We start from the raw sequence: 22387 nt of genomic DNA, 5'->3' as shown, positions 1-22387 counted from the left end.
GTCCAGTCAACCTGGCCGGCGGGACGAAGATCTCTGCCGGGCGTGACTATGAGGGCTGGCTGAGGACCGGCGATACCCAACTCGAAGCCTGCGATTGCCGGAGTGAGATCAACACGATCCAACTGGATGGACAATGACTCGTTTCAACCGCCTCTTGCTCCCGACCCTGATTCTGTTCTTCACCACCCTTGCCTGCGCCCGTGGTCCGGTTGATCCGGGAGCGGGCGGCCACGTCACGCCAGTCGGCAGTTTGACTCCAACACTTGAAGCGACGCCCATGCCGCCCACTGCCGCCCCGACGGTTGAGGCCACCCCCACCACGCCTTTCTCGTACACGCCGCTTCCGCCGTTAGTCCCCGGCGAAACCTTGCTCTACCGCGTTCAATCCGGCGACACGCTTGGCCTGCTCGTCCAACGCTTCAACGTTCCGCTTGAAGACCTGCTCAAGCTCAATCAACTCTCAGCAGGCGAGTCGTTGCAGGCGGACGAGATCATCCTCATCCCGGCCCGGCTCGACCAGACCGGCCCCAACTTCAAGATTGTGCCCGACTCGGAACTGGTGTACAGCATTGGCGTGGCCGGGTTCGACACTGAGGATTTCGTGAAGGCGCAGGGCGGCTATCTCTCGCACTATCGCGAGTTCGTGCGCGAGACCATGCGCTCCGGCGCGGAGATCGTCCAACTGGTGGCGGTTGATCACTCGATCAGCCCCCGCATCCTGTTGGCGATTCTGGAGTATCAATCGGGTTGGGTGACAGACCCGGCTGAACCGGCGGACAAAGCCTATCCCATTGACTATCGCAACCCGGCCCGCGATGGTCTCTTCCAACAACTCGACTGGCTGGCCGACACCCTCAACCTGGGTTACTATCGCTGGCGCGATGGCTCGGTGACGGCGCTCGACTTTCCCGACGGCTCACAACAGCGCATTCACCCCACGCTCAACGCCGGCACGGTCGCGTTGCAATTCGCCTTCTCGCGGCTTTATAACGACCCGGAGTGGAGCGCCGACGTTGGCCCGGACGGCCTGTACTCGGCTTACACCCGGCTCTTCGGCGACCCGTTCGAGAGAAGTTTTGAGCCATTGATTCCAGACGGCCTGACTCAGCCCGAACTGCGCCTGCCGTTTGTAGACGGCCACGAGTGGTTGTACATCAGCGGGCCGCACGCGGCCTGGGAACCGGGTAGCCCGTGGGCGGCTCTGGACTTTGCCCCGCCGTCGTTGGAAGCCGGTTGCATCAAATCGGATGAGTGGGTGGTTGCGCCTGCCGCCGGGCTGGTGGTTCGTTCGGGCGACGGCGTGGTGGTTTTAGATTTGGACGGTGATGGGCGCGAGCAGAGCGGATGGACGGTTCTATTTTTGCACATTGCGGCTGAGGGCCGTGTGCCGACAGGCCGCACGATTGAGGTTGGCGATCTGATCGGACACCCGTCGTGTGAAGGGGGACGTTCGATAGTTTACTGAGACTTGGCAGGTCTCTTCAACGCCTGGTTGGAGTACAATTTGTAACTGCTCAGGGGCAAAAACCGGAACGCAGATTTCGCAGAAAAAACGCTGATGGACGCGGATACAAACAAAAAGAGATCAGCGAAAATCTGCGTTGTATCAGCTCGAGCGGTTTTTGCAATGTGGCTAAAGATGTCATGCCGAGAGTAACGAGGCATTTCTGCTTATGCTTACGGTGATGGTAGAGACTCCTCACTTCGTTCGGGGTGACATCCTGCACGGTTCGGAATGACTTTTCAAGTGGAGCGTTCGCCATGACCCTTGAACTTGGTGCAGCCTGGCTGTGGGACAAATATGGCAAAGAGATCGTTGATAAACTCCTCGGTGCCGCTAAAAAACCGTGGGAAGATTTCCGTTGGGATAGAGCCGCCACCCAATATCATAGCCGCCTGAAAGAACAGCACTCCAAGATGCGAGTGCTGGGCAAACCTGAGCCTGTCTCGCTGGAAGGCATCTTCACCGACGCCTACATTTTGGACAGGCCAACGGCCCTACTCCGATTCGATATTGAGCAGTTGAAAAAGGCGCACCAGGAGAATCGTTCGTTGGCTGGTGCTCCCAAACGGCTCAACGCCCTGCAACTCGCCAAAGAGAAAGACCGTCTGTTCATTCTGGGCAAGCCGGGCGCGGGCAAGACCACCTTCCTCAGATACCTGACCTTGCAGGCGCTCGAGGACAAAATCGAGAAGATACCGATCTTTGTCTCGCTTCATGAATGGTCGAACAGCGGGCTGGACCTGATGACCTTCGTCGTGCGGCAATTTGAAATTTGCGCCTTTCCCGATGCTAAACTTTTCATTGAACATATCCTGAGCAAGGGTTGGGCTATGATGTTGTTTGATGGGCTGGATGAAGTGAAGGCAGAGAGGGAACAACGCGCCCGGCTGACCACGGCCCTCAACGATTTCGTCAAACAATATCCCCAAAACAAACACCTGATCACCTGCCGCATCGCCGCCAGCGACTATGCTTTTCAAAGTTTCACCGACGTGGAGATCGCCGATTTCGATCCGGCACAGGTCAAGACCTTTGCCGGAAAATGGTTTGCCGACAGCCCGCCCAAAGGGGAAAGGTTTTTAACCGAATTGGATAAAGACGAGCATCGGGGCTTGCGCGAACTGGCCCAGACCCCGCTCCTGCTGGTCCTACTGTGCCTGGCCTTCGAGGACACGCTCACCTTCCCCCACCACCGGAACGAAATTTACGAAGAGGCTTTGGAAGCCTTGTTGAAGAAATGGGATGCCTCGCGCAACATCGAGCGCGACGACGTTTACCGGGCGTTATCGTTGGGGCGCAAGCGGCAGATGTTTGCCCGCATTGCCGCCGAGTATTTTGAGCAGGGTGAAATTTTCTTCCGGCAGGAGGACCTGGCGCGGCGGGTGGAAAGCTTTGTGTCCCGGCTCCCGGCAGTTGAAGGACGCGATGTGAGCACGCCGGACGGCGAAACCATCGTCAAAGCTATCGAACTCCAGCACAGCATTTTCGTCGAGCGCGCTCACCATATTTATTCTTTTTCGCATCTCACATTGCAGGAATATTTCACCGCCCGTTATATTGTGGACAACGCCGCCGAAGGTGCGCTGGCCCGGCTGATCGATCATCATTTGACCGACCTCCGCTGGCGCGAGGTGTTTTTGCTGACGGCGGGGATGTTGAGCGACGCCAGTGCTTTCTTCAGCCTCTTCCGAGAGGCGATTGACCGCCTGATTATCGAAGATGGGCAACTGATCAAAATGATGGAGTGGGCGGCAGATAAGGCGCTGGATTACAAAGAGATCGGGCATCCGGCAGTGGCACGGGCGTCAGCCCACGCCACTGCCGGAATTGGTGCCCTCGCCCTCGACCTCACCCTCGCCCGCGACCTCGCCCTCGACCTTGCCCGCGACCTCGCCCGCGCCCGTGCCCTCGCTCGCGCCCTCGCCCTCGCCCGTGCCCGTGCCCTCGCCCGCGCCCGCGACCTTGCCCGTGCCCTCGCCCGCGCCCGCGCCCGTGACCTCACCCTCGCCCGCGCCCTCGACCTCGCCTTCACCCGCGCCCGCGCCCTCGACCTCGACCGCGACCTTGCCCTCGCCCTCGACCTAGACCTCGACCTCAACCGCGCCCTCACCCTCGACCTCGCCCTCGCCCTCGACCTCGACCTCGCCTTCGCCATCGCCCGCGCCTTCGCCTTCGCCCGCGCCTTCGCCCTGAATGAATACTTTATAGGACTGATTCGGACTGCGTTGAAAGAGAGTGAAGGGATGGATTTGGCCGATTTAAATAAAGCCTTGCGAGGCTTGCGCGTTCCAAAAGATAATGCTCCCAAAGCGCAGTGGCAGGATTTTGCTAAAGAGTTGCAGACTGTTATGATTAGCCATCGCAATATTGGTCATGACTGGAATCTGACGGACAAGCAACGCGAACGTCTTCAACAATACGATTATGCTACCGTTTTGCTGGCACAAAGTTTGCAATTGGCCGCAGTATCAAATCGCAAGGCAATTGAAGAAAGTTTGCTCTTGCCACCGGGTGAGTGGAGCTTCTAATTATGGGTGTCAACATGCTCATCAACCCCAACACCGACTTCGGCGCTCGCGTTCTGCGGCGCTTGCAACATGAACAAGCCATCTGGCTGACGACGGTAGGCGCGGACGGCACGCCGCAACCCAACCCGGTTTGGTTTGTGTGGGAAAGTGAAAGCTTTCTGATTTACACCCAGCCCGGGACGCACCGCCTCAAGCACATCGCCCACAACCCGAAGGTGGCCCTGCACTTCGACGGCGGCGAGCGCGGCGAAGACGTGGCCGTGTTCACCGGCGAAGTTCAAATAGACGCTGACGCGCCTCCGGCAGACGCCCACGTCGCTTACCTGGAAAAGTACCGGGACGGCATCGAACGGCTCGACACCACGCCCGAAAGTTTTGCCCAAACATATTCCGTCGCCCTGCGTATAATTCCCAAGAAGTTGCGCGGGTTCTGATTACGAATTGACGATCTCAAATTTCGCGAAATTCGTGGAGATGAAGTTTTACGAGTTTGTAGTTGCCAAAACCTCTGCCATGAACTTCGCTAATTTTCGCGAATTGAATTTGGATAATTCGCGCCCATTCGCGTAATTAGCGGCTAATATATAAGTTGAAGCGCACGACTCCCAAAGGAATTACGATGCATCCCAACGAACAGCTCATCCACACCTTCTACACCAGCTTCCAAAAGCGAGACGCGGCGGGCATGATTGCCTGCTACCATCCCGACATCCTTTTTTCCGACCCGGTGTTCACTCACCTTCAGGGCGCGCGGGCGGGGGCCATGTGGCAAATGTTGTGCGCGCGCGGCAAGGATTTGACTCTCACCTTCACCAACGTCCGAGCCGACGACCGGGCCGGCTCGGCGCACTGGGAAGCGACTTACAGCTTTTCTCAAACAGGCCGCAAAGTTCTCAACGTGATTGACGCAACATTTGAATTTCGCGACGGCAAAATTGTCCGCCACGCCGATTCGTTCGATTTGTGGAAGTGGGCCGGCATGGCCCTAGGCGCGCCGGGCGCGCTCCTCGGCTGGTCGCCGCCCATGCAAGCCGCCATTCGCAAAACGGCCAGTCGTGGCTTAGAGGCCTTCATCCAAAAACAGGGAGCGCAGACGAATGCCTAACCGCGGCCTCGGGCGCGGCCTCGACGCGCTCATTCCCACCAACGACTCGGACGACGCTCGCGGCGGGCCGGTTGAACTGCTGGTCTCGCAGATCACGCGCAACCCGCGCCAGCCAAGAACGTACATTGATCAACAGGAATTGAATGATCTGGCCGCCTCGATCCGTGAACACGGCGTGATCCAGCCCGTCATCGTCTCTCGCAGTGAGGCCGCCAACCAGTTCATCCTCATCGCCGGCGAGCGCCGCCTGGAGGCCAGCAAGCTGGCCGGGCTGGCCACCGTCCCGGCCATCATTCGCGGGCCAACATCCGATCAACACCTGCTCGAACTGGCCCTCATCGAGAACATCCAGCGGGCCGACCTCTCGCCGCTCGAGTCGGCTCAGGCTTACAAGCATCTGGCCGACGACTTCAGCCTCTCGCACGACGAAGTGGCGAAGCGTGTAGGCAAGCAACGCGCCACGGTGACGAACACCATCCGTCTGCTCAAACTGCCGTCCAAGATTCAGGGCGCGCTGGCCCAGGGCCTACTCGTCGAAGGCCACGCCCGCGCCTTGCTCTCACTGCCCAACGCCCAGGCGCAAACGGCGGCCATGTCCACCATCATAGGCAAGGGGTTAAACGTCCGCCAAACCGAAGAACTGGTGCGCCAGCTCACCGGCCACAAGAACGTCAAACCGGCCAAAGTCAAAAAGTCCGCCGAAGTGCAGTCGCTGGAGAACCGCTTGCGCGACGTGCTCGGCACGCGAGTCAATCTCAGCCGGGGCCGCAAAGGCGGCACGATTGTCATTCACTATTATTCTGATGAAGAGTTGAACGCGCTGGCGGATCGGCTCATTGGGGACGAATAAACGACAGCGACGAAAGACGAAGGACGACTGACGATGGCAAGCCGTCGTCCATCGTCCATCGTCTTTCGTCATCTTCCATGCTCACCCTCTACAACGCCAAAATACACTCGCCCACTCCCGCCACTGCCGTCGCCGTCCGGGGCGACCGGATTCTGGCCCTCGGCGCTGACTCTGAAGTTCGCGCGCTGGCCGACTCGAAGGCTGAGCAGATCGATCTCAAGGGCGCGCTCGTGCTTCCCGGCCTCACCGACGCTCACGCTCATTTCGAGTGGTTCTCGCTCGGCTTGACCAACGTGGACGTGGAGACCGACACCCTTGACGGAGCTTTGCGCCGGGTGGCCGAGCGAGCCGCCGTCACGCCCAAAGGACAATGGATTCGCGGCCACGGCTGGAACTACACCCGCTGGGGCGTTGATTTTCCAACGGCCTCCCAACTCGATTCGGTTGCCCCGGATCATCCGGTGTATCTCACCGCCAAATCTATGCACGCCGGTTGGACGAACTCGCTCGGCCTCAAGCTGGCCGGAGTCACCGCCAACACGCCCGACCCGGCAGGCGGCAAGGTGGGGCGCGACGCGGCGGGAGCGCCGACCGGAATCTTGTTTGAGACGGCGATGGATTTAATCAGCAGACGCTCGTACACAACCAAAGACTCGGGCGAGTCGGCGCTCGTCATCACTGCCGACGATGTGGCGAAGGCGATGCTCAAGGGGCAGGAACTGGCGTGGGGACTCGGCCTGACCGGCCTGCACGACTTCGACGGCATTCGAGCTTTCAGGGCTTATCAACTTCTGCGCGAGCGCGGCCAGCTTGGCCTGCGGATCGTCAAAAACATTCCGGTCGCTTATCTCGATCACGCGATTGCCGTCGGCTTGCGCTCCGGTTTTGGCGACAACTGGATTCGGATCGGCAACGTGAAAATTTTTGCCGACGGGGCGCTCGGCCCCAAGACGGCGGCCATGATCGAGCCTTACGAAGATGACGCCACCAACTTCGGCATCACCGTCACCGACAAAGAGGAAATTTACGAGCGCGGTTCACTGGCCGCAAAGAACGGTTTGGCCCTCACCGTTCACGCCATCGGCGACAAGGCTAACCACGATTTGCTGGACGTGTTTGAGACTTTGCGCGCCGAAGAGTCTCAACGGAATACGCAATACGCAATACGTTTTCTCCGCCACCGCGCCGAGCATCTGCAAATCGTCCACCCCGCCGACTCGCACCGTTTCGCCCAGCTCAAGATCGTCGGCTCGATGCAACCGATTCACGCCACGTCGGACATGCTGATGGCCGACAAGTATTGGGGCAAACGTTCGGTTGGCGCTTACGCCTGGCGGACGCAACTCAATCACGGCACGATTCTGGCCTTCGGCTCCGACACGCCGGTGGAACCGATCAACCCGTTGTGGGGCATTCACGCCGCCGTTACCCGCCGCCGCGCCGACGGCTCGCCTGGAGAGACCGGGTGGTACACGGAACAACGCCTCACGGTGGCCGAGGCGGTTGACGGATATACCAAAGGCCCGGCTTACACCGGCAACAACGAGGCTAATTTGGGATCCATTGAAGTTGGCAAGCTGGCCGATTTCACCATTTTGGATCGTGATATTTTCCATTGCCCGCCAATGGAAATTCGGGAGGCCGGGGTGCTGGGCACGGTAGTGGGTGGCGAGTTCAAATACCGAGACCCCGGACTGTAATCAGCTACAGCGCCCTGGCCGAATATGCGGCGGCCTACGGCGTTTTGCGGCAAGATGTGGCGAGGGTGATCCTCTCCGCCACTCACCAAACCCTTAGGGCCTCAAAGACCCTAAGGGTTTATCTTTGCGTCTGCGTCCCATTTCCCGTTAAAGTCGGGAGACCCATAAAAGTTTGAGAAGTATGTTTCAAATAGCCGAAGCGTAACCCCTTCGGCTTTTTTATTGGTTCTTTACTGACTTGGTTTGCGCCCAACTCTATAATGATGATGGTCAGTTTGTAATATTCTCTTCATCTGCCATTAGTAAAATAAATCTCAATCTGTAAAATCTGTTCGCGAAAGGGCACGAAAATGATGGCTACTCAAACTTCATTCGAATCAGAAACAGAGCAGATCTATTCCCGGGCTATTCAGCGTCTTCAAGCAGAATTCGGCTGGACTTCGCGCGAATGCCACAGCGCCCTGGCTCAGCTTGCGGCCGGCTACGGCGTTTTGCTCAGCGACGTGGCAACCGTTGTCCTGGCCGCTCCGTCACTCAAGCGCGGCGTCAACCTGGTGGTGAGCCAATCGGTGCTAGACCACCGGCCGCTTCCCCTGAGGCGTTAGCCCGCCAACGACTCAACCCAGCTCTTGCTCTTCCAAGCGAGAAATGCGCCCGTCATTTCTCGCTTTTTGTTAACCCCGAAACTTTCCCAACCCGGCCCGGTCTTATTGATGGAGCGTCTTCGCCCGGCAAGCGCACATATCCCTCTCATCAAAGTGAGTTATGATGACGCGGCGAGCCTCCGTCACAAGTTTTTCTCCAAAGGTGTTATAACTTAATGGCCTGCCACATCTGACAGGCGTGCTATAAAGATCAAGGAGTATCTCTATGCTGAAATCACGAAGATTGTGGGCCATCCTGGGCGGCATCGCCCTCCTGCTGATCTGCGGCGGAGTGGTCGCCTCGCGCGTGTTGGCCAGCCGCCAGCAAAACGCCGCCGAACTCAAAACCGGCGATGTCTCTCAAATCACCGCCGTCAGCAGTGTCGAATCATCCGGCTCGGTAGCGGCTCAGCAATCGGCTACCGTGTTTTGGGGAACGACAGGCAAAGTGGCGACGGTCAACGTCAAAGCGGGTGACAAGGTGAATGCGGGCGACGTATTGATGACGGTTGACCCCGCCTCTGCCCCCCAAAACGTGGTCCTGGCCCAGGCTGACATCATTACCGCCCAGAAGGCTCTCGACGAGTTACTGCATCCTGCCAACATGACGATTGCCAACGCCCAAAAAGCGGTGGCCGACGCGCAGGATGCGCTCGACAAAGCCAGGCGAGATTTGATCTCGGTGGAGACTCCTGGCGGGAAGAGCGTGGCTGATGCTCTTTCTGACGCCAAACTGGCGCTCGACAATGCTCAGGCCAACGTGCAGTTGGCGGCCAACAGTAGCGACGTTCAAGCCTTGAACAACGCGGCCGTGCAAGTTGACGAGGCTTTCCGGTTTTATCAGGACGCCAAAGCCAAGTACGATGCCAGCAACGAGAAGACCGAGTATTTGGCCCTGCTTCAACAGGCCCAGGCCGCTTACAATAACGCGCTCGCCAACCAGCAAACGATTGCCCTGCGCGCTCAAACCGATCAGGCCAACAAAGATGATGCTTTGAAGAAAGCGCAAGACAAATACGAACAAGCTCAGGCCAACTTCAATGCGGCTCAGCTTGGCCCGGACGCCAACAAGCTTGCCATCGCCAAAGCCAAAGTGGCCGTGGCCGAAGCGACCCTGGCCGATGCCAAAGACAAGCTCGATAAACTGACGAATGGCGCTGATCCCAACGACATCGCCGTGGCCAAAGCCAAAGTTCAGGCGGCCCAGGCCGCCGTCGAGGCGCTCACCATCAAAGCGCCCTTTGCTGGCGAAGTGTTGGTGGTGAACTACCAGCCGGGCGACGCCGTGTCGCAATCGCTGGCCGCCGTCGTTATGGCCAACCGCTCGGTTTTGCACGTAGACGTGTCGGTGGACGAAACCGACGTGAGCGACATTTTGCCTGGCGATCCGGTGACGGTGACTTTCAACTCTTTGCCCGATCTGAATCTGGACGGACAAGTGTCGCAGATCAACCCGGTCGGTTCGGCGGTTCAAGGCCTCGTCAAGTATACGGTGCGAGTCGATCTGGTGAAAGTTGACCCGAAAGTGTTGCTGGGGATGACGGCGGACGTTTCGATTGTGACCGACAAGAATGAAGGCGCGCTGGCCGTGCCGCTCGACGCTGTGCAACTTGATCCGCAGGGCGAGTTCGTCAACCGGGTTAAAGCTGACAACACGCTGGAGCGGGTGAACGTGGTGAGCGGCGAAGTTCAAGGCGAGTTGGTAGTGGTGACCGGCGATTTGAAACCCGGCGATAAAGTGCAGATGGTAGAGCCAAAGCCTACGGATAACGGCTCGCCGTTTGGGCCAGGATAAATTGACGATAGACGAAGGACGATGGACGACGGATAAGCCGTCTTTCATCCTTCATCCATTGTTGCGACAGCGCATGATCGAAATCGAAAACATCACCAAGATTTATCAGATGGGCGACACCGAAGTGCGGGCGTTGGACGGGGTGAGCCTGAAGATTGAAAAGGGCGAGATGTTGTCCATCATGGGGCCGAGCGGATCGGGCAAGAGCACGCTCATGGCAATTCTCGGTTGCCTCGACGTGCCCACCAGCGGCGAGTACCGCCTCGACGGCCTCAACGTCGAAAAGATGAGCGACAACCAACTGGCCGACGTGCGAAGCCGCAAGATCGGCTTTGTCTTTCAACAGTTCAACCTGCTAGCCCGCACCAGCGCCCTCGACAACGTCACCCTGCCGCTCATCTACAGCGGCGCGCGCGGGCGCGAGCGGCGCAAACTGGCCGAAGAGGCGTTGGATAAAGTGGGACTGAGCGACCGGATGCACCATCGCCCGAACGAGCTTTCGGGCGGCCAGCAACAACGCGTCGCCATTGCCCGCGCCCTCGTCAACAGCCCGGCCATCGTGCTGGCCGACGAGCCGACCGGCGCCCTCGACAGCAAGACCGGCGCGGAGATCATCGGCCTCTTCCAGCGTTTGCACCGCGACTTCGGCCAGACCGTGATCTATGTGACTCACGATCCCTTCATCGCCCGCCACACCAAGCGCGTCATCCGCCTGGCCGACGGCAAGATTGTGGGCGACGAACACATTGAGCATCCGCTCGAAGCCGGAGCGCCGAGGCCGAGTGAGATGGCGTTAGCGGCGGATGCCAGTCATTAGTGAACCGTGAAGAGTGAACAGTGATCAGTTATTGGTTATTAGTGTGGAGAGACCGCTGATAACTGTTCACTGATAACTGTTCACTGAGAATTATGAACTTCTCCGAAAACTTCCGCGTCGCCCTGCGCGCCCTGGCCGCCAACAAACTGCGCTCCATCCTCACCATGCTCGGCATCATCATCGGCGTTGGCGCTGTTGTGGCGCTGATGGCGATTGGCAACGGGGCGACGGCCAGCATCACCAGCCAGGTGCAGGGCATCGGCGCAAACCTGATCACAGTGTTCCCAGGCCGGTTTGATCGCGGCGACCAGGCAGTTGCTTCCTTTTTGTATTATTCCGACTATGAAGCACTGGTCAAAAATGTGGACAACATCGCCGGCATTGCGCCGTCGTTTCAGGGGTTTGGCCAGGGCATCACCTACGGCAAGAACACGGTCAACGTTAGCATCACGGCCACCACCGCCGGGTTTGCCTCGGTGCGGGCCTACGAAATTGAACGCGGGCGTTTTCTCACCGAACAGGATCAGTCCAGCAAGACGCGGGTGGCCGTCATCGGCTCACAAACCGCGCAGGATTTGTTTGGGGGGCTGAACCCGGTGGGGCGCACCATCAAAATCGGCGGCATCCCCTTTGAAGTCGTGGGCGTCTTCAAGTCCAAAGGCGCGTCCGGCTTCAGTAACGCCGATGAGATTGTCGTCATCCCGCTGGAAACCGGTTACGACAAACTCTATGGCTCGTTCGCCACCGTGAACGGCAAACGGCAAGTTACCGATATTTCCATGTCGGCGGCCAGCCCGGAAGTGGTGAACGGCGTCATCGTCCAGGCCGAGCGCATTCTGCGCCGCCAGCACGGCCTCAAGCTCAACGACGAACTCGACTTCACTGTGTTGAGCCAGACGGCGTTCCTCAGCGCCCTCACCGCTATCACCGCCACCCTCACCGCCTTCCTCGGCTTTATCGGCGTCATCTCGCTGGTCGTCGGCGGCATCGGCGTGATGAATATCATGCTGGTCTCTGTTACCGAGCGCACCCGCGAGATCGGTTTGCGTAAAGCGGTGGGGGCCAAGCGGCGGGCCATTCTCGTGCAGTTCCTCATCGAGACGCTGGTGCTCAGTTTCATCGGCGGCCTGCTCGGCATCGGCCTGGGCTGGCTGATCTCTTACCTCGTCAACCTCTCCGGCCAGATCACCACACGCGTGGACATGGCCACCATCACCATCGCCTTCGTCGTCACCGGCCTGGTCGGCATCTTCGCCGGGCTGTACCCGGCCTGGCGCGCCTCGCGCCTGCGGCCTATTGAAGCGTTGAGATACGAGTAAGGGCGACATGACATCGCCCCACAAATTGGCCCTCTCTGCTGAGAGGGCTTTTTTGTTTCCCACAACCCTCCGCGCCGTCTCCACAATTTCTGCACAACTCGCGCTTACAGTAGCCACAATCAATTTAGAAGGAGAGTTTCGTATGAAAGCGCGAACATTTTGGATTCTAGGCGGGGTGGTGGTTGTGGCCGCATTGGTGACAGCCGCCGTCTTGCCCGTTGTGCAACGAAATCAGGCCCAGACCACGTCGAGCGTAACAACCGGAACGGTGACGACTGTCACCGCAGTATCCTCTGTCGAATCATCGGGATCGGTGGAAGCTTTGCAGTCCGACTCATTGTTCTGGAAGACGACGGGCAACGTGGCGACCGTCAACGTAGAAGAGGGCGACATGGTGAAAGCGGGTGAGGTGCTGATGACGGTTGACCCGGCCACTGCGCCCCAAAACGTGATCCTGGCCCAGTCCGATCTCATCAACGCCCAAAACGCTTTGGATGATTTACTGCATCCCGCCAACACGGCGGTTGCCAACGCCCAAAAAGCGGTGGCTGACGCGCAGGATGCGTTCGACAAGGCAAAGCGAGATTTGAAGTCTGTTGAGAATCCCGCCGGCCAAAGCCTGTACGACGCCGTTGACGACACCAAACTGGCGCTGGACACCGCAACTGCCAACCGCCAATTGGCCGACAACAGCGCCGACGTGCAGGCCTACTACACCGCCGTCGCCAACACCGACGCCGCCTTTCGGCGCTACCAGGATGCGCAGGCCAGGTACGACGAGAGCAACAACAAGACTGAGTTGTTAAACCGCCTGGAGCAGGCGCGGGCAACTTACGAGTCGGCGCTCTCGCAACAGCAAACGCTTGAATTGCGAATCAACACCGACAAGGCCAACAAAGAAGACACGGCGGAAGAGGCCCAAGTCAAATACGAAGACGCCGTCGCCAATCTCAACTCTGCCCTGCTCGGCCCGGATGCCAACAAGCTGGCGATTGCCAAAGCCAAAGTGGCCGTGGCCGAAGCCAATTTGGCCGAGGCCCAGGACAAACTCGACCAACTGCTCAACGGCGCCGACCCCGACGACATCGCGGCGGCAGAAGCCAGAGTGCTGGCCGCTCAGGCCACGGCCAACTCGCTGACTCTGATTGTCCCGTTTGACGGCGAAGTGCTGGCCGTCAATTACCAGCCCGGCGACTCGGTTTCGCAGGCGCAGGCGGCTGTCGTGCTGGCGAACCGTTCACAGTTGCACGTGGAGGTGTCGGTGGACGAGACCGACGTGAGCCAGATCGCCGTCGGCGACCACGTCACCGTTACTCTTGATCCGCTTCCCGACTTGATCCTGAACGGCGAAGTGTCGCAAATCTCGCGCTACGGCGTGAGCGTGCAAGGGCTGGTGAAGTATACCGTGCGCGTAGACCTTGCCGGGGCCGGCTCGCAAGTGCTGATCGGCATGACGGCCAACGCCAATATCGTCACCGACACGGTCGAAGGCGCGCTGGCCGTGCCGCTCGATGCAGTGCAGTTGGACGACGACGGCGAGTTTGTCAATCGCCTCAACGCGGATGGCACGACCGAGCGGGTGAACGTGGTGAGCGGCGACGTGCAAGATGAACTGGTCATCATCGCCGGCCCGCTTCAATCCGGCGAGTCAGTGCAAATTGTCAAACCCCAGCCGACGAGCGGCGGGTCGCCTTTTGGGCCGGGATAGCAGGCAGGTAATCACCCATGATCGAAATCGAAAACGTCACCAAAATTTATCAGATGGGCGAAACCGAAGTGCGCGCCCTCGACGGCGTGCGCCTGAACATCGAGAAGGGCGAGATGACGGCCATCATGGGGCCGAGCGGTTCCGGCAAAAGCACCCTGCTGGCCATCCTCGGTTGCCTCGACGTGCCGACCAGCGGCGCGTACAGCCTCGACGGCGTCAACGTCGAAAACATGACCGACGATCAGTTGGCCGGAGTCCGCAGTCAGAAAATCGGCTTTGTCTTTCAGCAGTTCAACCTGCTGGCCCGGACGACGGCGCTCGACAATGTGATGTTGCCGTTGATCTACAGCGGCGTGACCGGGCGCGAGCGGCGCAAGCGAGCCGAAGGGGCGCTGGACAAAGTGGGACTGGGCGACCGGATGCACCACCGGCCCAATGAACTTTCCGGCGGCCAGCAACAGCGGGTGGCAATCGCCCGCGCCCTGGCCAACAACCCGGCCATCCTGCTGGCCGACGAGCCGACCGGCGCGCTCGACAGCAAGACCGGAACCGAGATCATCAAGCTCTTTCAGGACTTGCACCGCGACTTCGGCCAAACCGTCATTTACGTGACACACGATCCCTTCATCGCCCGCCACACGGAGCGCGTCATCCGCATGGCCGACGGCCAGGTGGTGGCCGACGAGCGCATCGAAAAGCCGCTGGCCGCCGGCGCGCCGAGGCCGAGCGAAGTAGCGTTGGCGGCGGATGCCGGTCGTTAGTGAACAGTGAAAAGTGAACAGTAATCAGTTATGGGTTATTAGTAGTGGAGAGACCACTGATAACTGTTTACTGATAACTGTTCACTGGGAATTATGAACTTCTCAGAAAACTTCCGTATTGCCTTGCGGGCATTAACCGCTAACAAAATGCGCTCGGCCCTGACGATGCTGGGCATCATCATTGGCGTTGGCGCAGTCGTAGCCCTGATGGCAATTGGCAACGGGGCAACCGCCAGCATCACCGGCGAAGTGCAAGGCATCGGCTCGAACCTGCTGACCATTATGCCCGGCGTGCGCGAAGCAGGCCCGCAAGCTCAGACCACCACCGCGTTCATGTACTACTCCGACTACGAAGTGCTGGCCGCCAACCTGAAGAACGTGGACTACGTCGTGCCGACGTTTCAGGGGCGGGCGACGGTGACCCAGAACAAAGAAAGCGTCAGCGTCAACGTCAACGCCACCACGCCCGACTTCGCCCCGGCCCGCGCTTACGAAGTGGCATACGGCCGCTTCCTCACCGAAGCCGATCGGAACAGCGCGGCGCGTGCCGCCGTGCTCGGCTCGCAAACCGCCACAGACCTGTTTGGCTCGCTCAACCCGGTGGGGCGGACGATTAAAATTGACGGCGTCATCTTCAAAGTGGTCGGCGTGCTGGAGTCCAAAGGCGCGTCCGGCTTCATCAACGAAGACGAGATCATCATGGTTCCGCTGGAGACCGGCTACGAAAAGCTATTCGGCTCGACAGCCGCCGTCAACGGCAAACTGCGCCTCAGCACCGTCACCATCTCGGCCTCCAGCCCCGAAGCCATCAGCGACGTGACGGTGCAGGCCGAGCGCCTCTTGCGCCGCGAGCACCGCCTCAAGCCCGCCGACGCTCTCGACTTCTCCATCCTCAGTCAAAGCTCGATACTCTCGACGCTCACGGCCATCACCACCACCCTCACCGTTTTCCTCGGCGCAATTGCCGGCATCTCCCTGCTCGTCGGCGGCATCGGCATCATGAACATCATGCTCGTCTCCGTCACCGAGCGCACCCGCGAAATCGGTTTGCGGAAAGCAGTGGGCGCCAAACGAAGCGTCATCCTGCTTCAATTCCTGGTCGAGACGTTGGTGCTCAGTCTGCTGGGCGGCGTGCTGGGGATCGGGCTGGGGTGGGGCATCGCCGCTTTAGTAGAGGCGGCCAACCTCATCGCCGCCACTGTCACCCTCGACTCGGTCCTCATGGCCTTCAGCTTCTCGGCGGCAGTCGGCATCTTCTTCGGCCTCTACCCGGCCTACCGTGCCTCGCGCCTGCGGCCCATCGAAGCCTTGCGCTACGAATAATTCTTTCGTGCAATTCGTGTAATTCGTGGCAAAATACACTCGGCCATGTCGAAAACCATCCTCGTGATTGACGACGAACCCAAGATTGTCGAAATCTGCCGCGACTACCTGACTGCCGCCGGGTTCGCCGTCATCACCGCGAACGACGGACTCAAAGGGCTGGCCCTGGCCCGCAAAGAACGGCCCGACCTCATCGTGCTGGATGGCATGATGCCCCAGATGGACGGCCTGGACGTGATCCGCGAATTGCGCCGCGAGTCTCAGACGCCCATCATCATGCTCACCGCCCGCGTGGAAGAAAGCGACAAGCTCGTCGGCCTCGAACTTGGCGCGGACGATTACATCACCAAACCCTTCAGCCCGCGTGAACTGGTGGCGCGGACGCGCACTGTTCTGCGCCGCGCCGCCGGTTCAGCCGCCACCGCCGAAGTCATCCGCGCCGGCGACCTGACCCTCGACCGCGCCCGCTACGTGGCCGCCTGGCCCGACCATGAAGTGGCGCTCACCCCCACCGAATTTGAAATCCTGGCCGCACTCGCCGGCCAGCCGGGCCGAATCTTCTCTCGCGCTCAACTGCTCACCATCGCCAGAGGCGTGGCCTTCGAGAGCTACGAGCGGGCCATTGATTCGCACATTCGCAACTTGCGCCGCAAACTGGAACCGGGAGAGTACATCTTCACCGTGCATGGCGTGGGTTACAAATTTGCAGAATGACATGGTGGCACGCTTCGCGTGACAAGGTGACAAGGTGACATGATGACAAGATGATTTGCGAGTAGAACGGCATTCATCCTGTCACCCCTTCATCTTGTCATCCCTTCAATGACTCACTCCCTCGACCCCCACCACTCCGCCCGCCACATCCGCCGCCGCCTCTTCACGCTCCTCATGCAGGCCTTCGGCACGGTGGTTCTGCTTACCGTTCTAATTTTGGCGGTCATGATCGTGTTCGTCGTCGGCCAGGCCCTCGAGGGCGGTGCGGGTTTCATGCCCGACCAGGGAAGACAGGCCGAAGCCTATTACCTGGGCCGGGGCAGTTGGCTGGGTGTAGAGGCGCTGGTGTCAAAGGAAAGCGGCATTTCCGAGTTTGGCTGGGAGCGCATGATACTGCTTGACGAAGAAGGGCGGGTACTGCTCGATGGCGGCAAAACCAACACCTCACGAGTCGGGCAAATCTACCCATTCAACGCCCGCGCCCCGCGCTTCTCGCTGGTTGCCGGCGGCGAGCAAATCGGGGCGCTGGTGATCGAGCGCATAAATTTTGGCCTGCCGTTGGGCGTGTTGGGCGGCCTGGCCCTGCCGGTCGGCGTCATCTCGTTTTTCACCGGCGTCCTCACCCTCCTCATCGGCTTCATGCTCGCCCGCCGCGTGGTCACGCCGCTGGCCGACGTGATCGCGGCGGCTCATGCTGTGGCCGACGGCGATCTTTCCACTCGGGTGCAGGTGGGCGGCCCCGGCGACCTGCGGAGCCTCAGCGATTCCTTCAACCGCATGGCCGGCTCGTTGGAGCGCAATGACCGCGAGCGCCGCGACCTGCTGGCCGACATCGCTCACGAACTTCGCACCCCGCTCACCGTCATGCGCGGCAAACTCGAAGGTATCGTGGACGGCGTCTACCCCGCCGACGACTCGCACATCGCCCCCGTGCTTGAAGAAACGTATCTCCTTGAACGGCTGGTCGAAGATTTGCGCCTGCTCACCCTGGCCGAGTCGGGCCAACTGCATTTTGATCAGCAACAGGTGGACTTGAGTGAACTGGCCCGGCAGGCCGCCGACTTGTTTGCCGCTGAAGCTTCTGAAAAAGGCGTCGCACTCACCGTGGAAGCCGACTCTGGTTTACCAGCCGTCTCTGCCGATTCCCAGCGTGTGTCGCAAGTGATTGGCAACCTGATCAGCAATGCGCTTCGCTACGTTCCAAAAGGAGGCCGGGTGGCGATCACGGCCCGGGGCGTGGCTGGCGGCGTTGAATTGGCCGTGAGCGACAACGGCCCCGGCGTGCCAGAGGCCGATCTGCCCCGGTTGTTTGATCGCTTCTGGCGGGGAGAAAAATCCCGGTCACGAGCGGCGGGCGGGGCCGGGTTGGGGCTGGCGATTGCCCGCCAGCTCGTCGAAGCCCAGGGCGGCGCGATTTCAGCGAACAATGTTTCAGGTGGCGGTCTGCGTGTGGCATTCATATTGCAGTGAGCGGTATAATGGTAGCGAGGTCATACTGAGAGGAGCTAAAAGCCATGACGACTGCTACCGAAACCCTGACCATCCGCCTGCCGGCGGCGGCGGCTCATCGTTTACGCCGGATTGCAGAGATCGTGCATCGCCCGGTGGACGAAATTATTGCTGAGACCCTCCGAGCCGGTTTGCCGCCCTTGCTGGAAGATGTGCCTGTTGCTTTTCGCGCCGATTTGGCTTTGCTTGAACCAATGCCTAGCGCCGAACTGCAACAACATTTGCGGGCCAAGATGAACTCGGCGCAAGTAGCGCGTTACGATGCGTTACTGGCCGCCAACTCGGCAGGGATGCTGGACGAGGCGGGGCAAAAAGAATTAGCAGTCCTGCGAGCCGAAGCGGATCGCTTGATGTTTCGCAAAGCCTATGCCGCCTTGCTTCTCAAGTGGCGCGGCGAACGGATCCCGACCCTGGCCGAACTTGAAACTGAGAAATGACCTCTGTCATCCCGGAGGTCGTGTATGAGCGCCTGCGTAACCAGGCCGGGCCGCGCTGCGGTTACTGTCGCACCTCCTCGAAAATTACCGGCCAACCCCTGACTGTTGAGCATATCATCCTTTGAATAACCCTGATATTGTTGCCGCTCGCCTGCTCTGGGCTGGCGTAGGTTGGCATCCACCTGAAGACTGAACTAGGAGACCAATATGACTGCAACTCTTATAGACGGAACGGCCATTGCCGCCAAAGTGCGCGCGCAAGTGGCCGCCGATGTGCAAATCCTCACCGCCAAAACCGGCAAGAAGCCCGGCCTGGCTACGGTGCTGGTGGGCGAGAACCCGGCCTCACAGGCCTACGTCAAATCCAAACGCAAAGCCTGCGCCGAAGTTGGCATGGAATCGTTCGGCCACGAACTGCCCAAGACGGCCACGCAGGAAGAAGTCGAGTCGCTCGTTGCTCAACTCAACGCCGACCCGAACGTGCATGGCATTCTCGTCCAACTGCCTTTGCCCGATCACCTCAACGAAGAAGCCGTCCTCAACAAGATCAGCATTGACAAAGACGTGGACGGCTTTCACCCGGTGAACATTGGTCGCCTTTCGATGAAGGGCCGCAAACCTCTGTTTGTGCCTTGCACCCCGGCCGGCTGTATCGTTCTGCTGGAAGAAGCGGGCGCCACCTTCAAAGGGGCCAACGCCGTGGTGCTGGGCCGCTCTAACATCGTCGGGCTTCCGGCGGCGATGTTGCTCCTGCACCGCGACGCGACCATCACCATCTGCCACTCGCGCACCAAAGACCTGCCCGCCGTCTGCCGTGAAGCCGACATTCTCATCGCCGCCGTTGGCCGCCCGCTCATGGTCAAGCGCGACTGGGTGAAGCCGGGCGCGTACGTGATTGACGTGGGCATCAACCGCGTCGAAGACTCGACTAAAAAGAGCGGCTACCGCCTCGTCGGCGACGTGGACTTCGACGACGTGAAAGAAGTGGCGGGCGCAATCACGCCTGTGCCGGGCGGCGTGGGGCCGATGACGATTGCGATGCTCATCCGCAACACCCTGCGCGGCGCGCAAGCGGCTTTCGGCGTGAGCTAATCTACTCATTCATGAACGCCGCCGACGCACGACAATTTGAGTTTCCCCCCTGGCTTCGCAATGGCTGGGGAATTTTGGGGCTGGGGGCTGTCGTCTACGCCCTGGCCTTCGCCGCCTGGACGTTTTTAGGCGGCGACGAAAATGGCCGCCTGATCTCCAACCTGGCCTTCTTTCCGATCAGCCTTTTCGCCGTGGCCGCCGCCGCCCGCGTGGCGGCGGCCACCGCTCTCGAACGGCGATTGCGCCGGGCCTGGATCGTCTTTGGCCTGAGCATCGCCGCTCTCTTAATCGGCGACGCGATCTTCACTTACTTCGATCTCGCCGCCGCTCTCCCTGAAGATAGTTCACTCTACTATCTCGTTGACGTTTTCTATCTCGCCTTCTATCCGCTGGCGCTGGCGGGCTTGCTGTTGTTGCCGTGCGCGCCGCTCAGCCGCAATGACCGGTTGAAGTTCGCCCTTGACTTGCTGATTGTGATCACTGCCGCCTGGATGGTGGTCTGGTATTTCGTCGTCAGCCCGGCGGCCAGCGCCAGCGGGAGCGACTTTACGAGTCAACTGTTCGCCGCCATTTACCCGATCGGCGATCTGGTGGTGCTGGGCGGCATCGTGTCCATGCTCTTGCGCCGCCCGGATGTCACCACCCGTTCGGCGCTCGTCATCTTCCTGGCCGGGCTGGCTTGCTTCGTCGCCGCCGACCTGATCTCGGCTTACCTCACGCTTGCCAAACGTGAAGTGACTGGCGACCCGGTGAGCGCCGGTTGGCTGATGGCCTACGCCTTGTTTGCCCTGGCCGCGATTCGCCAATCCTACTACCAGGCCGAATCGTCGAGCGAGAAGTTGGCGATGGTTGTGCTGGAACGCGCCTCGCCGTTTCTGCCGTTTGTGGCGATCGTTCTGGGCTACAGCCTGGTGATCTTTGTGGCCGGGGTTGAATTCTCGCTCGGTGCGAAAGGCGTGTTGTTCAGCGCAGTTCTGCTCACCGTGTTCGTCATCAGCCGTCAGGTAGTCACCCTGCGCGAGAACGAGCGCCTCAACGCCGAACTGCGGGCCTGGTCGGAGACGCTGGAAAAACGGGTGGAGCAGAGGACGTTTGAATTGCAACAGTCCAATGAAGCCCTGCTCGACTCGCAGAAGTTGGCCAGCATTGGCACGCTGGCCGCGGGCGTGGTTCATGAAGTGACCAATCCGCTGACCACTATCGTCACTGCTGTCGAGGCCCTGCAGGGCGAGATGCACGACAAGGGAGAAATCAGCCCGGACACGATGGAAATGATCCTGCCGTTAGTGGATCGGGCCGCCTCACACGCCTCGCGCATCGTGCAAACGCTCCGCAACTACTCGCGCGGCGGCGAGCAGGAACTGGCCCGCTATAGTTTGACCGAGGTGGCAAAAGACTCGTTGCTGTTGATGGGTTACCAGTTGAAGGGTTGGAACAAGGTGAAGCTGGTGACCGAGCTAGACCCGAACCTGCCCAAGATTTTATGTGACCGTAACCAGATCGCTCAGGTGATCATCAACTTGCTCAGCAACGCCCGCGATGCCATGCCGGACGGGGGAACCGTCACCCTGAGAACGCGCCGGGCCAAGACCGAAGCCATTCTGGAAGTGGCCGATCAGGGAATTGGTATCCCAACCGAGTCGTTGGAGAAGGTTTTTGATCCGTTTTACACTACCAAAGGCATCGGCCACGGGTCGGGCCTGGGCTTGTCCATCGTGGCCTGGATCGTCCAGTCGCACAAGGGCACGGTGCGCGTTCACAGTGACGGCCCGGGGCGCGGGGCGACGTTTACGGTGGTTCTGCCGTTAGGCGGCGAATAGAATTCGCGTCAACACGCGAAGCGGGCACAAAGTCCGCCTTCGCGGACTCGGCGCGCGCAAACAGCCTGCGAAGGCAGGCTTCGTGTAGTTCGTTGGCGTGGTTTTTAACCGCCAGAGGAGAGTAACCATGATTAACAAAACCGTTCAAGACGCAATCAACAACCAGATTGCAATGGAGTTTTACTCGTCCTACATCTACCTTTCGATGTCGGCTCACTTTGAGGCCGAGACCCTGCCCGGCTTTGCCAACTGGATGCGGATTCAAAGCGGCGAGGAACACTTGCACGCCATGAAGCTTTTCGACTTCATCAACAGCCGGGGCGGGCGAGTGGTTTTGCAAGCCCTGCCTCAGCCGCCGGTTGAGTTCGGCTCGCCGCTGGAAATATTACAGAAGGCGCTGGAGCACGAGCAGAAAGTGTCGGCCTCGATCAACAACCTGTACGGGCTGGCGGCCAAAGAGAATGATTACGCCTCGCAAGTCATGCTTCAGTGGTTCGTCAATGAGCAGGTGGAAGAGGAGAAGACGGCTACGGCCATCGTCGAGCAGTTGAAACGGATTGGGAATGACGGCCCGGCATTGTTGCTTCTGGATCGAGAGTTAGGCGCGCGCCAGGCCGGGGCCGAGGCCCAAACCACAGGCGGCGAGGCGGCCTGATTTTTCAACGCCAAAGCTGTAATCAGAGAACAGGGATGGCGGAACAAAAGCCCGCCGGCCTGCGTTTTCCGTCAGAATCGCTCGAATTTTTGACAGAATTGTATGT

Annotated in this window: 19 protein-coding genes; all 19 read left to right on the top strand. The window is 59.8% G+C overall.

Annotated features, from left to right (window positions below):
* Window positions 1-133 precede the first annotated feature (133 nt).
* The 19 genes from HYZ49_14950 (at window position 134) to HYZ49_14860 (ending at window position 22281) form a co-directional block, all read left to right on the top strand.
* Window positions 134-1465 carry a LysM peptidoglycan-binding domain-containing protein gene (locus tag HYZ49_14950; GenBank protein MBI3243579.1) on the top strand — a complete coding sequence of 444 codons (1332 nt, stop codon included), beginning with the start codon at window positions 134-136 and terminating at the stop codon, window positions 1463-1465.
* A 296-nt stretch (window positions 1466-1761) separates the two neighbouring features.
* On the top strand, window positions 1762-4032 hold the full coding sequence (locus HYZ49_14945) for an NACHT domain-containing protein (protein ID MBI3243578.1): 2271 nt from the start codon (window positions 1762-1764) through the stop codon (window positions 4030-4032).
* 2 nt (window positions 4033-4034) lie between these two features.
* Window positions 4035-4466, top strand: a complete 432-nt coding sequence (locus HYZ49_14940; GenBank protein ID MBI3243577.1) for a TIGR03667 family PPOX class F420-dependent oxidoreductase — start codon at window positions 4035-4037, stop codon at window positions 4464-4466.
* Window positions 4467-4651: 185 nt separating this feature from the next.
* Complete coding sequence (locus tag HYZ49_14935; protein ID MBI3243576.1) at window positions 4652-5137, top strand: nuclear transport factor 2 family protein; 486 nt, start codon at window positions 4652-4654, stop codon at window positions 5135-5137.
* On the top strand, window positions 5130-5987 hold the full coding sequence (locus HYZ49_14930) for a ParB/RepB/Spo0J family partition protein (protein ID MBI3243575.1): 858 nt from the start codon (window positions 5130-5132) through the stop codon (window positions 5985-5987). The genes HYZ49_14935 and HYZ49_14930 overlap by 8 nt, the downstream gene beginning before the upstream one ends.
* 77 nt (window positions 5988-6064) lie before the next feature.
* Window positions 6065-7687, top strand: coding sequence for an amidohydrolase (locus HYZ49_14925; protein ID MBI3243574.1), 1623 nt, complete (start codon window positions 6065-6067; stop codon window positions 7685-7687).
* A 353-nt stretch (window positions 7688-8040) separates the two neighbouring features.
* The gene (locus HYZ49_14920) at window positions 8041-8292 is read left to right on the top strand and encodes a hypothetical protein (protein MBI3243573.1); all 252 of its coding nucleotides are present in this window, start codon (window positions 8041-8043) and stop codon (window positions 8290-8292) included.
* 265 nt (window positions 8293-8557) lie between these two features.
* A complete protein-coding gene (locus HYZ49_14915) occupies window positions 8558-10126 on the top strand; it encodes an efflux RND transporter periplasmic adaptor subunit (protein ID MBI3243572.1) in 1569 nt (522 codons plus the stop codon).
* Window positions 10127-10199: 73 nt separating this feature from the next.
* Window positions 10200-10943, top strand: coding sequence for an ABC transporter ATP-binding protein (locus HYZ49_14910; GenBank protein MBI3243571.1), 744 nt, complete (start codon window positions 10200-10202; stop codon window positions 10941-10943).
* Between the two features lie 92 nt (window positions 10944-11035).
* A complete protein-coding gene (locus HYZ49_14905; protein ID MBI3243570.1) occupies window positions 11036-12262 on the top strand; it encodes an ABC transporter permease in 1227 nt (408 codons plus the stop codon).
* Between the two features lie 142 nt (window positions 12263-12404).
* Window positions 12405-13970: an efflux RND transporter periplasmic adaptor subunit gene (locus HYZ49_14900; GenBank protein MBI3243569.1), complete on the top strand. Its 1566-nt coding sequence runs from the start codon at window positions 12405-12407 to the stop codon at window positions 13968-13970.
* A 17-nt stretch (window positions 13971-13987) separates the two neighbouring features.
* Window positions 13988-14731 carry an ABC transporter ATP-binding protein gene (locus HYZ49_14895; protein MBI3243568.1) on the top strand — a complete coding sequence of 248 codons (744 nt, stop codon included), beginning with the start codon at window positions 13988-13990 and terminating at the stop codon, window positions 14729-14731.
* Between the two features lie 93 nt (window positions 14732-14824).
* Window positions 14825-16054, top strand: coding sequence for an ABC transporter permease (locus HYZ49_14890; GenBank protein MBI3243567.1), 1230 nt, complete (start codon window positions 14825-14827; stop codon window positions 16052-16054).
* Window positions 16055-16099: 45 nt separating this feature from the next.
* Window positions 16100-16768 (top strand): response regulator transcription factor, encoded by a 669-nt coding sequence (locus HYZ49_14885; GenBank protein ID MBI3243566.1) that lies wholly within the window; start codon window positions 16100-16102, stop codon window positions 16766-16768.
* 108 nt (window positions 16769-16876) lie between these two features.
* Window positions 16877-18238, top strand: coding sequence for a HAMP domain-containing protein (locus HYZ49_14880; protein MBI3243565.1), 1362 nt, complete (start codon window positions 16877-16879; stop codon window positions 18236-18238).
* Between the two features lie 44 nt (window positions 18239-18282).
* Window positions 18283-18714 carry a hypothetical protein gene (locus tag HYZ49_14875; GenBank protein MBI3243564.1) on the top strand — a complete coding sequence of 144 codons (432 nt, stop codon included), beginning with the start codon at window positions 18283-18285 and terminating at the stop codon, window positions 18712-18714.
* Window positions 18715-18921: 207 nt separating this feature from the next.
* Window positions 18922-19806 carry a bifunctional methylenetetrahydrofolate dehydrogenase/methenyltetrahydrofolate cyclohydrolase FolD gene (folD, locus tag HYZ49_14870; GenBank protein MBI3243563.1) on the top strand — a complete coding sequence of 295 codons (885 nt, stop codon included), beginning with the start codon at window positions 18922-18924 and terminating at the stop codon, window positions 19804-19806.
* Window positions 19807-19817: 11 nt separating this feature from the next.
* Window positions 19818-21626: a hypothetical protein gene (locus HYZ49_14865; GenBank protein MBI3243562.1), complete on the top strand. Its 1809-nt coding sequence runs from the start codon at window positions 19818-19820 to the stop codon at window positions 21624-21626.
* 127 nt (window positions 21627-21753) lie between these two features.
* Window positions 21754-22281 (top strand): ferritin, encoded by a 528-nt coding sequence (locus tag HYZ49_14860; protein MBI3243561.1) that lies wholly within the window; start codon window positions 21754-21756, stop codon window positions 22279-22281.
* The last annotated feature ends 106 nt before the right edge of the window (window positions 22282-22387 follow it).

It is taken from the genome of Chloroflexota bacterium, assembly GCA_016197225.1.
Lineage (GTDB): Bacteria > Chloroflexota > Anaerolineae > Anaerolineales > VGOW01 > VGOW01.
The sequence above is the reverse complement of the archived record's forward strand: the minus strand, read 5'-3'. Positions and strand labels throughout refer to the sequence as shown.